Here is an 11,712-nt window from a genome sequence, read left to right on the forward strand (position 1 = left end):
AGCGCCGCGCAGGAGGCCGCGCCGGCCGAGGAGCCGCCGGGGCCCGTCGCGAGGTCCCAGGGGTTGCGGGTGATGCCCGACAGCGGCGAATCGCCTACGCCCTTCCAGCCATATTCCGGCATCGTCGTCTTGCCGAGGAAGACCGTGCCGGCCTCGCGCAGCCGCGCCGCGGCCGGGGCATCCTCTGCAAAGGCTGCATCAGACGCCATGGCCGAGCCGCGCCGCATCGGCCAGCCGGCGACGCCGATATTGTCCTTGATGGTGACCGGCACGCCGTCGAGCACGCCCATCGGCTCGCCCTTCTGCCAACGGTCGGTCGATGCCTTCGCGACCGCACGCGCGCCGTCGGGATCGAAGGCGTACAGCGCCTTGATGTGCGGCTCCCATGCCGCGACATGCGCCAGCACGTCCTCCAGCACTTCCGACGGCGAGAACTGGCCGGCCTTGAAACCCTCGATCAGGTCGACCGCGCTGAGATCGTGCAGCGAGGTGACCGGTTCTTCGGCTGCCGGTTTATGCATGGGCGGCAGCCGGAAGCCGGGTTTCGATGATGCGCGCGAACATGCTGGCGCCGATCGGCAGGATCTTGTCGTCGAGGACGTAGCCGGGATTGTGCACCGGCACCGAGCCTTCATGGCCGACCCAGAAATACGCGCCCGGCACCACCTGCATCATGTCGGCGAAATCCTCGCTGCCCATCTTGGGCTTCGTGCGGGTGATGACCTTGTCGGCGTCGACCACGGTGCGCGCCACTTCGGCGACCACGGCGGACTGCTCCTCTTCGTTAATCAGCACGCTGAAGCCGTCGCGGATGTCGACTGTGATCTCGACCTGGAAGGAGGCGGCGATGCCGGCGCAGAGCGCGCGCATCCGCTCGCGGATCAGCACGCGGACGTCGTCGGAAAAGGCCCTGACGGTGCCGCACAGCTTGGCTTCGCCGGGGATCACATTGTACGCCGAGCCGGTGTGGATCTGGGTGATCGAGAGCACCGCGGGCTCGTGCGGGTCGACGTTGCGGCTGACGATGGTCTGCAGCGCCTGGCCGAGCGTCATCGCGACGATGACGGGATCCTTGGAGAATTGGGGCATCGCGCCATGCGCGCCGTAACCCGTTATGACGATGTCGAAGAAGTCGGCGCCGGCCATCGCCGGTCCCGGCAGGATCGCGATCTCGCCATGGTTCAGGTCGGGCGCATTGTGCAGCCCGTAAATCTCGTCACAGGGGAATTTTTCGAACAGCCCGTCCTTGATCATGGCGCGCGCGCCGCCGAGGCCTTCCTCGGCCGGCTGGAAGATGAAGTGCACGGTGCCGTCGAAATTCCGGGTTTCGGCGAGGTAGCGCGCGGTGCCGAGCAGCATGGTGGTGTGGCCGTCATGGCCGCAGCCGTGGAAGCGGCCGGGAATGGTCGAGCGCCAGCGCAAATTGGTGTTCTCTTCCATCGGCAGCGCGTCCATGTCGGCGCGCAGCCCGATCCGCTTGCCGCTCGTTCCCTTGCTGCCCTTGAGCACGCCGACCACGCCGGTGCCGCCGAGGCCGCGATGCACCTCGATGCCCCATTGCGTGAGCTTGTCGGCGACGATGCCGGAGGTGCGGACTTCCTCGAATCCGATCTCGGGATGCGCGTGCAGATCCCGGCGGATCGCGGTGAGTTCGTCGGCAAAGCCTTCAATGCGTTCGATCGTGGGCATGGTTGTTATCCGGTTGCAGAAGACGATGGGGGTGATTTGGCGGGAACGAAGGCGGGACCGTTCGGCTTGATGCGGATGCCGGCGCGCAACCGCGTCCAGGGCAGGGTGGCGGTGTCGGCCGGCATCGCGCCCGGTGCTGCGCAGATCAGGAGCGTTTCGGCGATCGGCTCGAAATCGGCGCGAAAATGCACCGAGCTCTTGTTGACCAGGATCGCCTGCTCGGTCGGCTCGATCCCGACATAGCGGTACATCGCCTGGTCCGCGAGCTGCGCCTTGTGCGAGGAGACCACGACCCGGACGCCGCCGATGCGCAGGCACGCCGACGGGCCCATGTCCATGTCGCGGCCGCCGTAATAGGGACCGGGCGCGACGAACTTGCCGTCGGACAATTGTTCGACCACGAAAGTCTCCCGGTATGGCGCGTCGCCTGTTATGCCGGACTTGCCGCCGAGCGCCAGCGTGACGCTCGCGCCGACGCCGGCAGCATGGGCGGCTTTGGCCGATTCAGGGTCGTAGATCACGCCGGTGGCGGCGCGCTGGGCGTTGTTGCGGACCAGCGCGCGCAACATGCCGGTGGTGTCGGAATCGCCGCCGGCGCCGGGATTGTCCTGGGTGTCGGCGATGATGACGGGCCTGCGCGCGGTCCTCGCCAGTTCCATCGCATGCAGCACGCCTTCGTCCGGCGTGTAGATGCGGCCGTCGAAATCATTCTCGTGGCCGACGATGACGTGCGCAATGGTATCGGCCGCGGCGTCGGCGTCTTGCTGCGTCCGGCCATAGGCGAACACGCTCGGGCCGCAATGGGCGAAATCCGCCGCCGGAAATCCCGGCGCAAAGGACAGCGTCGGCACCGCATCGTCCTGCAGCGCCGCGAGCTTCTGGTAGATGCCCATGGTCGGCTGGTCGTTGGTGCATTGCCAGCTGATCGGAATCAGGAACGGCAATTGCCGGAACGCCTTTGCGAATTTCTGTCCCGACTGCAGCAGCAGCGCCAGATGTTCGGCGGCGGCGCGGCCGGTATCGGCCATGTCGACATGGGGATAGGTGCGGTAGGCGATCAGCGCGTCGGCATGCTCGACCATTTCCGGCGTGACGTTGGCGTGCAGATCGAGGCTGACCACCAGCGGCAGATCCCTGCCGATCGCCTGGCGCACACGCGCCAGGATTTCGCCTTCGCCATCGTCGAAATGCTCCGCCACCATCGCGCCGTGCAGGTCGAGATAGACCGCGTCGAGCGGGCCGGCGGCCTCGATGCCGTCGATCATCTCCCTGGCGATGCGTTCATAGGCATCCCGGGTCACATGCGCGCAGGGGGTGGCGGCGGCCGAGATGGTCGGGACCAGCTCCCAGCCATGGGCTTCCGCCGCCTCGATGAACCCTGAGAGCCCGACATTGATGTTGCGCATGGTCTTGAGCACGCCGGCGCCACGCGCCATGGCCGGCCAGCCGCCGCCATGGACGAAGTCGTCATAGGTCGCTTTGGTCGGTGCGAAGGTGTTGGTCTCGTGCAGGAAAGCGCCGACGGCGATACGGGTCATCAATACTGTCTCGATCCGATGTGTGGCGCGACGTTAGACTCGTCATTGCGACCAGCGCAAGCGACGAAGCAATCCCGTTTTGCATGCCGCATGGGCGTGCGGGAGGAGTCGCTGGAATCGATCCGTCATTTCGGACGATGAAACGCGATCTATCACTTCGTCATTCCGGGATGGTCCGAAGGACCAGACCCGGAATCTCGAGATTCCGGGCTCGATGCTTCGCATCGCCCCGGAATGACGTTGAGAGAACTAAGCCCCCGCCACCGCGCCTTCAGCCACCGGCCGGAAATTCGCAAAATCCCACTCCAGTAACGTCCCGACCAGCCTCACTCCAGCACCGCCAGTAGCGCTGCCATCAGGCGGCCGCGCTCGACCAGGCTGTCGACTTCGATATGTTCGTTCAGCGTATGCGCATCCGCGCCGCGCACGCCGAGTCCGTCGAGTGTCGGGATCCCCATCGCGCCGGTAAAATTGCCGTCGGAGCCGCCGCCGGCGCTGGCGTGGGGCAGTTCCTTGCCCATCGCCCTCGCAAGGCCCTGCGCCTTTTCATACAGCGCCATGGTGCCGGCGTCGGGCTCCCATACCGGCCGGGTCACGCCGCGCGTGACCTTGAAGGTGACGTCATTGGCGGTGCCGGACAGCGCCAGCATCCGTTCGACGCCGTGGTCGAGATCGGCCTGGCGTTTCGCCATGCTCAGCGCCTCGCCGGTGCAGGTGGTGGCGACGCAATTGACCCATTGCCCGCCATGCACGATGCCGACCGAGAAGGTGCAGTCCGCCGTGGTCATGCCGTCGATGGCGAGGATCTGGCGCGCCATTTCGCGGATCGCCGAGCGGCCCGAGGACAGCGTCGCGCCGGCGTGGCTCGGCTTGCCGGTGGCCTCCAGATTGAATCGTGCGATGGCGTATCGCCCGGTGACCACGCCATTGTCCGCGCGGCCGGGTTCCGGCACCAGCACGTATTTGTTGCGCGCGGCCTCGGCCTCGATGAGGTCGCGGGTCGAGGGCGTGCCGACTTCCTCGTCCGGCGTGAACAGCACGGTGATCGGCAGCGGCGTCGCGATGGAAGCGCGGGCCAGTTGCCGGATCGCTTCCAGGCTGAGGTAATTGCCGCCCTTCATGTCGAAGATGCCGGGCCCGAAACACTTGTTGCCCTCGCGCCGCCACGGCAGCTTTTCCAGCGTGCCGATCGGGTGCACGGTATCGAGATGCCCCGCGATCAGGATGCCGGGTTCGCCGGCTTTCGGATGCGGAAAGCGGGCGCGGACGCAGCCGGCAAAACCCTGCCGGCCGGCGATGCGTTCGATCGACGCGCCCATGATCGCCATGTCGCGGGCGGCGAGGTCGAGCATGCGCTCGACGGCGGGGGTGTCCCAGGTCGGGCTTTCGCATTCCACCCAGCCGCGCAGTCCCTGCAGCATGGCCTCGGAATCGAAGGGTAGGTTGGCGGGGTTCATGGATGCTCTCTTGGTTCTCGATGGAATGCTCTCGTCGGTCGTGCCTTACGAGAATGAACGACGCGGACCTTGTAAAGCAATAATGCGCCGCAGAATAATATGCGCCGGAAGACGGGCCTCGGCCCTGAAACCTTCGACGCCAAAGCCGTGGTTCCTGACCGCGGAAGGAGCGGCGGCGCCGGCCAAGCTGGCTTCTGGCACGAAACTGGCTTGGTGATTTTGCCGCAGCCCGCCGGGTGACGACAAAACGATGCCGGCTTGGCCGGGTGGGGGTACTGTGTCAATCTTGCTCGATCATCGGCCGGTATCGGTCCTCCGGGCCAAATTGGGCAAGATGTCGATCCCCGGGGTTTCGACCTCCCGGGTTCGACGGGCGAACGGACCAGGGTTCGAGCGACGAATTCGGGATTTTGAGACGACAATGGAGGTGAAAAAAATGAAAATGCTCAGAAACGCCATTCTTGCTGCCGCTTTTACGGCCGGCCTTGCGGTTGCGGCACCGCCCGCCATGGCCCAGACGACCTTGCGCGTCGTCATGCATTCGGATCTGAAAATTCTCGATCCGATCTGGACCACGGCCTATATCGTCCGCAACCACGGCTACATGATCTATGACACGCTTCTCGCCCAGGACGAGAAGGGCGCCATCAAGCCGCAGATGGTCGAGAAGTACGAGACGTCGGCCGACAAGAAAACCTACACCTTCACGCTTCGCGAGGGCCTGTTGTGGCACGACGGCAAGCCGGTGTCGTCGGAAGACTGCATCGCTTCGATCAAGCGCTGGGCAGTCAAGGACTCGCTCGGCCAGAAAATGATGACCTACGTCGCCTCGATCGATGCGGTCGATGCCAAGACTTTCACCATCAAGCTCAAGGAACCGACAGGTCTCGTCGAACTCGGCCTGTCAAAGCCCTCGTCCAACGTGCCGTTCATGATGCCCAAGCGGGTCGCCGACACCGACCCCAACAAGCAGATCGAGGATTTTACGGGATCGGGCCCCTTCGTCTTCGTCAAGGATGAATGGAAGCCGGGCGACAAGACCGTCTACGTCAAGTTCGACAAGTACAAGCCGCGCTCCGAGCCTGCCTCGGGCCTCACCGGCGGCAAGATTGCCAAGGTGGACCGCGTCGAATGGCGCGCCATTTCCGACGCGCAGCAGGCGATCAACGCGCTCCAGAAGGGCGAGATCGATTTCATCGAGGCGCCCAGCCACGACCTGCTTCCCACCCTGAAGAACGACCCGAACGTCACCGTTTTCGTCTCGCCGCTGGCGAAGAACCAGTACGTGTTCCGGCCGAACACGCTGCACAAGCCGTTCGACAATCCGAAAATCCGACATGCGTTGTGGTATGCCTTCAACCAGGAAGATTTCCTGATGGCGACCATCGGTGACGAGAACTACATCAAGCCGTGCAAGGCGCTGTTCATCTGCGACACGCCGCTGGCCAGCACCAAGGGCATGGACGGCCTTCTCACTTCCAACGCCAAGAAGGCGCAGGAGCTACTGAAGGAGGCGGGCTACGACGGCACGCCGGTGTTGCTGATGCACTCCACCGACCTCAAGGTTCTGACCAATCTGGCGCCGGTGGCGAAATCGCTGATGGAGAAGGCCGGCTTCAAGGTCGACATGCAGTCGATGGACTGGCAGACCCTGGTGGCCCGTCGGGCCAAGAAGGATCCGCCCAGCGCAGGAGGCTGGAATGCCTTCCTCACGTCCTGGGTCGCCGCCGACGTGATGAACCCGATCTCGACCGCCTATGTGAACGCCGGATGCGACAAGGCATCGTTCGGCTGGCCCTGCGACGAGAAGCTCGAGAAGCTTCGCTCCGACTTCGCCAGCGAGACCGACCCTGCCAAGCAGAAGGCGATCGCGGAAGAGGTGCAACTGCGCGTCATCGAGTACACCCCGGAGATTCCGGTCGGTGAGTGGGTGGCGCCGGTTGCGATGCGCAAGAACGTCAAGGGGTACCTGACCTCTCCGGTGCCGGTGCTCTGGAACGTCGAAATCACCAAGTGATGTGACGATTGCGGGCGGCGGTTGTCCGCCGCCCGTCTGGTCTCGAGGATCCGCTTTCATGTCGATGTATGGCTACCTGTTCCGGCGACTGCTCGGCACGATCCCCGTGATGCTGGTGGTTGCGGTCTTCATCTTCCTGATGCTGCGACTGACCCCCTCGGATCCGGCGGCGATCATCGCCGGCGACAATGCCACCACTGAACAGGTGGCGCAGATCCGCAGCCAGCTCGGCCTCAACCGGCCCATGATCGAACAGTTCTTCATCTGGTCCGGCAACGTACTGACAGGCGATTTCGGCGAGAGCTTCTTTTTCAAGAAGACCGTGGCCTCGCTGATCGGCGAACGCATCGAGCCGACTCTGTCGCTGGCCCTGTTCACGATCCTGATTGCAGTGCTGGTGGCGGTTCCGCTCGGCGTGCTGGCGGCCCATCGCCACGGCTCCTGGATCGATCGCATCGTGATGGGTTTTTCGGTGCTCGGCTTTTCGGTGCCGGTCTTCGTCGTCGGCTACCTCCTGATCTATCTTTTCGCGGTATGGCTGAACTGGCTGCCGGTGCAGGGCTATCAGCGGATTTCGGAGGGTGTCGGCGGCTGGGTGCAAAGGCTGATTCTGCCCTCGCTGACGCTGTCGGTGATTTACATTGCCCTGATTGCGCGCATGACCCGCACCAGCGTGCTCGAAGTGCTGTCCGAGGACTACATCCGCACCGCCAGGGCGAAGGGGCAGAACGAGCGCACCGTGCTGTTCCGCCATGCGCTGCGTAATGCGGCGGTTCCCATCGTCACCGTCATCGGGCTCGGCATCGCGCTGCTGATCGGCGGCGTCGTCGTCACGGAAAGCGTTTTCACGATTCCGGGCCTCGGCCGGCTCACCGTCGATGCGGTGCTGGCGCGCGACTATCCGACGATCCAGGCTGTGATCCTGCTGTTCTCGTTCGTCTACGTCATGATCAATTTGGCGGTGGACATGCTCTATACGCTGCTCGATCCAAGGATCCGCTACTGATGGCCGATGTGATCCTCGATACCCCGATTGCGGCGGCGCCGGTCAAACCGAACGCGGCTCGCAATCTGGTGCGCAATCCGGGCATCGTGTTCGGCGGCGCCGTGATCGCCATCGTGGTGCTGATGGGACTGCTGGCGCCCTGGCTCGGCACCATCGACCCCACCGCGATCAACCCGATTGCGCGCAACAAGGTGCCCGGCGCGGAATTTTTCCAGCGAACCGACACCGGCGAGCGCATCAAGATGATCGCCCTGTTCGGAACCGACGGACTGGGGCGCGACGTCTACAGCCGCGTGGTCTATGGCGCGCGCGTCTCGCTGCTGGTCGGCGTCTCGGTGGCGCTGATCAGCGTGGCCTGTGGCCTGTTCATCGGGGTTCTCGCGGGTTTCTTCCGCATCTTCGACGCCATCATCATGCGCATCATGGACGGCTTGATGGCGATCCCGGCCATCCTGTTGGCCATCGCCATGGTTTCGCTGTTCCGCTCCAGCGTGCTGACGGTGATCATCGCCATCACGGTCCCGCAAATCCCCGGCGTGGTCCGGCTGGTGCGCTCCATCGTGCTCAGCGTGCGCGAGGAGCCCTATGTCGAGGCGGCGGTGACGCTCGGCACATCGACCCCGAAATTGCTGTGGCGGCATGTGCTGCCCAACACCTTCGCTCCCATTATCGTGCAGGGCACCTTCATCTGCGCTTCCGCCATTCTGATCGAGGCCATCCTGTCGTTCCTCGGCATCGGCGTGCCGCCGGAGGTACCGACCTGGGGTAACATCATGGCCGAGGGCAGGCAGGTGTTCAGCCTGTTTCCGCACAACATCATCTATCCCGGCGTGTTCCTGGCGATGACCATCCTCTCCGTCAACGTGCTGGGCGACGGGTTGCGCGATACGCTCGATCCCAAGATGGCGAAGCGGGTCTGACATGGCTGAACCCGTCCTCGAAATCGCCAATCTTGCCGTCGCCATCAAGGGCAGCGGCGACCGGCCTCACGCCGTGCGCGGCATCAACCTCACGGTCGGCGCCAACGAGATCGTCTGCGTCGTCGGCGAATCCGGCTCCGGAAAATCCGTCACCGCGCAGGCGGTGATGGGCCTCCTGCCGAAGAACGCGATGGAGGTCGAGACCGGTTCGATGCGGCTGCAGGGCGAGGAGCTGACCGCCAAATCGGACGCCGATCTGCGCGCGCTGCGCGGCACACGCATGGCCATGGTATTCCAGGAGCCGATGACCGCGCTCAATCCGGTCGAACGGGTCGGCGACCAGATCGGCGAGGTGCTGGAGGTTCACACCGACCTCGACCCGGCCGCGCGGCGGGAGCGCGTGCTGGAGATGATGCGTGCCGTGCATCTGCCGGATCCCGAGCAGATGATCGACGCCTATCCGCATCAGCTCTCCGGCGGCCAGCGCCAGCGCATCATGATCGCGGCGGCCCTGGTGCTCGATCCCGCCTTGCTGATCGCGGATGAACCGACCACGGCGCTCGATGTCACGACGCAGGCACAGATCCTGAAACTCGTGAAGGAAATGCAGGGCCGGAAGAAGACCGGCGTGCTGTTCATCACCCATGATTTTGGCGTCGTCTCCGAGATAGCCGATCGTGTCGTGGTGATGCAGATGGGCCGTATCGTGGAGCAGGGTCCTTGCGAGGAAGTGCTGCGCAATCCGCGCGAGGACTACACCAGGATGCTGCTGGCCGCGGTGCCGAGCATGACGCCGCCGAGGCGCTCGCCGGTGAGCGGGCCGATTGTGCTGCAAACTGACAAACTGTTCAAGACCTATGGCAAGCGCTCGCTTTTCCAGCCCAAGGCGCGGATCGTCCACGCGGTCAGCGACGTTTCGCTGACGGTGCGGCGCGGCGAAACGCTCGGCATCGTTGGCGAATCCGGTTCCGGAAAGTCGACCGTGGCGCGCTGCGTCGCGCGGCTGGTGGAGGCGACCAGCGGCGCGATCCGGATCGACGACGTCGACATCGCCTCGATGAAGGAAGCGAAATTCCGCCCGATGCGGCGGCGGGTACAGTTCATTTTTCAGGACCCGTACCGTTCACTCAATCCGCGCCGTACGGTCGGCGAAGCCATCATCGAGGGACCGATGAATTTCGGGCTTCCGCGCAAGGAAGCCCTACAGCGTGCCCGGGACCTGATGGCGGTGGTGCACCTGTCGCCGGACGCGATCGACCGCTACCCGCACCAGTTTTCCGGCGGACAGCGCCAGCGCATCTGCATCGCCCGTGCGCTGGCCATGGAGCCGGAACTCCTGATCGGCGACGAGCCGGTCTCGGCGCTGGATGTCTCGGTGCAGGACCAGGTGCTGAAGCTGCTGGACGAGGTGCGCCGCAAGTTCGACCTCGCGGTGCTCTTCATCACGCACGATTTGCGGGTAGCAGCACAGGTCTGCGACCGTATCGCGGTGATGCAGCGCGGAGTGATCGTCGAACAGGGCACGACCAGCGAGGTCTTTGCGGCGCCCCGGCACGAATACACCCGGGCGCTGTTCGATGCGGCTCCGGGGCGTAACCGGGAGTTTTTTGTCGACAAGGCACCGGAAGCCGCCTTGCCGCATTGAACGTCGCTCGCATCCTGTACGTGTCCGGTTTTCAGACGCTGCGAACTTGATCTGCTCGCACAGTTGCCAGGGCCGAATGTGCGTCATGCCCGCCTTTGCGCCGGGCAATTCTTCTCACGGACTATTTTGCGCTCAGCAATGGCTGCTGCGAAGCGGTTCCAGCCCATCGTTAAGGATCGGCGGACCTGTCCGCGTGGATGGCGATGCCGGTGAAGGCGTACCATCCGCTGGCTTGAGCCGTAAATCGGCCGATCGTTTGCGGTGAGTCTCGCTGGGCATGCCGTCTCGCTCCGATTGCTGCGGGACAACATTTTCGAGGCGGCGAGGTTCCGCGGAAGCCTACGACCATCAAAGCCAAAACGGACCGAAGCAAAAGGGCAAGACCGAGGCAACTTCGCGCGCTGTCTTGCTGTCGCAGCTGGTGCGGGCGGTGGGAGTCGAACCCACACGACGTTGCCATCGAGGGATATTAAGTCCCTTGCGTCTACCAATTCCGCCACGTCCGCTTTGGTTACGAGATCAGGTACTTAGCGCGTTTCCTCGGGGGAAGGAAATGGGGTAGGCTGCAAGGCGGGCGACAGGCCCTGCTCGGGCCAGCGCGGGCCACGGCGAAGCCGATGGCCAGGCCTCAATCCCGACATCCCCGCCTGCTTTAGGCATTCTCAAGATTGTCCGTCTACGAAGGCCGCATGACCGTTTCCACGCGCCACCGCCTGCCAATGCCGTTCGCCGCCGCGGCGGCGCTGCTCGTGGCCGCGGGGCTCGGCGGCTGCGCCGGCATGAGCGACGGCATGAGCACGGCGTTCGCCGATCCCGCCAAATACGAGCTCTACGACTGCCAGCAACTCGAGACCGAGCGCAAGCGGCTTGCGACCCGCACCGCGGAGGTGCAGGCCCTGATGGCAAAGGCCGAAACCGGGGCCGCCGGCACGGTCGTGGCCGAACTCGCCTACCGCAACGAATATGTCGCGGTGCGCGGGCAGTCCAAATTCGCCGAGGACGCCTGGCAGCGCAGCCGGTGCCAGAACGCCGCGCCGGTCGCCGCACCACCCGTGCCACCGGTCATCGCACCGGCGCCGCAGCGCTGAGGATTCGTCCGCCGGGTTGATTTCGCGGGCATCCACGGGTGTCATGCGCAAGATTTTTTTCGTGAATGGGCCTTGTGCGCAGCACCGATTTGTCGAGCCGATTCAACACGTCCGATCCGACGGGCAAATCAGTTCTGTTTATCGGAATTCGTGTCAAGCCCCTCGCGCAAAAATAATTCTGTTTACCAGAAATGGTAACCAGGCTATATGACTGGCCATCCCGTCCCACTGCGAGGGGCGTTGCGCAAGGTCACCAGTGCGGGACGGGGATGCGGTGGACGCGGATGGTGCTCCCTGACCAGGGTGCCTGAAACGGATGCGAAATCGTGCGGTCCTGACACCTCGGTGCTGG

The 11,712-nt window shown here is 64.4% G+C and carries 9 protein-coding genes and 1 tRNA gene; 5 read left to right on the plus strand and 5 right to left on the minus strand.

Annotated elements, in window-relative coordinates; genetic code table 11:
• The 4 genes from Q8R73_RS12925 to Q8R73_RS12940 all read right to left on the minus strand — a co-directional run.
• The coding region (locus tag Q8R73_RS12925; protein WP_305719937.1) for an amidase family protein at positions 1–521 on the minus strand (521 nt) is incomplete at its 3' end.
• On the minus strand, positions 514–1,689 hold the full coding sequence (locus tag Q8R73_RS12930; protein WP_305719938.1) for a M20 aminoacylase family protein: 1,176 nt from the start codon (positions 1,687–1,689) through the stop codon (positions 514–516). The genes Q8R73_RS12930 and Q8R73_RS12925, both read right to left, overlap by 8 nt.
• 5 nt (positions 1,690–1,694) lie before the next feature.
• A complete protein-coding gene (locus Q8R73_RS12935) occupies positions 1,695–3,227 on the minus strand; it encodes a M81 family metallopeptidase (protein WP_305719939.1) in 1,533 nt (510 codons plus the stop codon).
• 326 nt (positions 3,228–3,553) lie between these two features.
• Entirely contained in the window at positions 3,554–4,684 is a 1,131-nt protein-coding gene (locus Q8R73_RS12940) for a M20/M25/M40 family metallo-hydrolase (protein ID WP_305719940.1), read from the minus strand.
• A 436-nt stretch (positions 4,685–5,120) separates the two neighbouring features.
• On the opposite strand from Q8R73_RS12940, the gene Q8R73_RS12945 reads away from it, so the two are divergent.
• From Q8R73_RS12945 to Q8R73_RS12960, 4 genes are all read left to right on the plus strand, one after another.
• Positions 5,121–6,701 (plus strand): ABC transporter substrate-binding protein, encoded by a 1,581-nt coding sequence (locus Q8R73_RS12945; protein ID WP_305719941.1) that lies wholly within the window; start codon positions 5,121–5,123, stop codon positions 6,699–6,701.
• 64 nt (positions 6,702–6,765) lie between these two features.
• A complete protein-coding gene (locus Q8R73_RS12950; RefSeq protein ID WP_305719944.1) occupies positions 6,766–7,707 on the plus strand; it encodes an ABC transporter permease in 942 nt (313 codons plus the stop codon).
• On the plus strand, positions 7,707–8,627 hold the full coding sequence (locus Q8R73_RS12955; RefSeq protein ID WP_305719942.1) for an ABC transporter permease: 921 nt from the start codon (positions 7,707–7,709) through the stop codon (positions 8,625–8,627). The genes Q8R73_RS12950 and Q8R73_RS12955 overlap by 1 nt, the downstream gene beginning before the upstream one ends.
• Position 8,628: 1 nt before the next feature.
• Complete coding sequence (locus Q8R73_RS12960; RefSeq protein WP_305719943.1) at positions 8,629–10,272, plus strand: ABC transporter ATP-binding protein; 1,644 nt, start codon at positions 8,629–8,631, stop codon at positions 10,270–10,272.
• A gap of 419 nt (positions 10,273–10,691) precedes the next feature.
• Here Q8R73_RS12960 and Q8R73_RS12965 read toward each other — a convergent pair.
• Positions 10,692–10,778, minus strand: a tRNA-Leu gene (locus Q8R73_RS12965).
• Between the two features lie 183 nt (positions 10,779–10,961).
• On the opposite strand from Q8R73_RS12965, the gene Q8R73_RS12970 reads away from it, so the two are divergent.
• Positions 10,962–11,360 carry a twin-arginine translocation pathway signal gene (locus Q8R73_RS12970; RefSeq protein ID WP_371126088.1) on the plus strand — a complete coding sequence of 133 codons (399 nt, stop codon included), beginning with the start codon at positions 10,962–10,964 and terminating at the stop codon, positions 11,358–11,360.
• The last annotated feature ends 352 nt before the right edge of the window (positions 11,361–11,712 follow it).

The organism is Bradyrhizobium sp. (assembly GCF_030697065.1).
Taxonomy (GTDB): Bacteria; Pseudomonadota; Alphaproteobacteria; order Rhizobiales; family Xanthobacteraceae; genus Bradyrhizobium.

Bases quoted from the DNA above. Each gene is read 5' to 3' on its own strand.
- Q8R73_RS12930 (WP_305719938.1), bottom strand. From the start codon at position 1,689: ATGCCCACGATCGAACGCATTGAAGGCTTTGCCGACGAACTCACCGCG.
- Q8R73_RS12935 (WP_305719939.1), bottom strand. From the start codon at position 3,227: ATGACCCGTATCGCCGTCGGCGCTTTCCTGCACGAGACCAACACCTTC.
- Q8R73_RS12940 (WP_305719940.1), bottom strand. From the start codon at position 4,684: ATGAACCCCGCCAACCTACCCTTCGATTCCGAGGCCATGCTGCAGGGA.
- Q8R73_RS12945 (WP_305719941.1), top strand. From the start codon at position 5,121: ATGAAAATGCTCAGAAACGCCATTCTTGCTGCCGCTTTTACGGCCGGC.
- Q8R73_RS12950 (WP_305719944.1), top strand. From the start codon at position 6,766: ATGTATGGCTACCTGTTCCGGCGACTGCTCGGCACGATCCCCGTGATG.
- Q8R73_RS12955 (WP_305719942.1), top strand. From the start codon at position 7,707: ATGGCCGATGTGATCCTCGATACCCCGATTGCGGCGGCGCCGGTCAAA.
- Q8R73_RS12960 (WP_305719943.1), top strand. From the start codon at position 8,629: ATGGCTGAACCCGTCCTCGAAATCGCCAATCTTGCCGTCGCCATCAAG.
- Q8R73_RS12970 (WP_371126088.1), top strand. From the start codon at position 10,962: ATGACCGTTTCCACGCGCCACCGCCTGCCAATGCCGTTCGCCGCCGCG.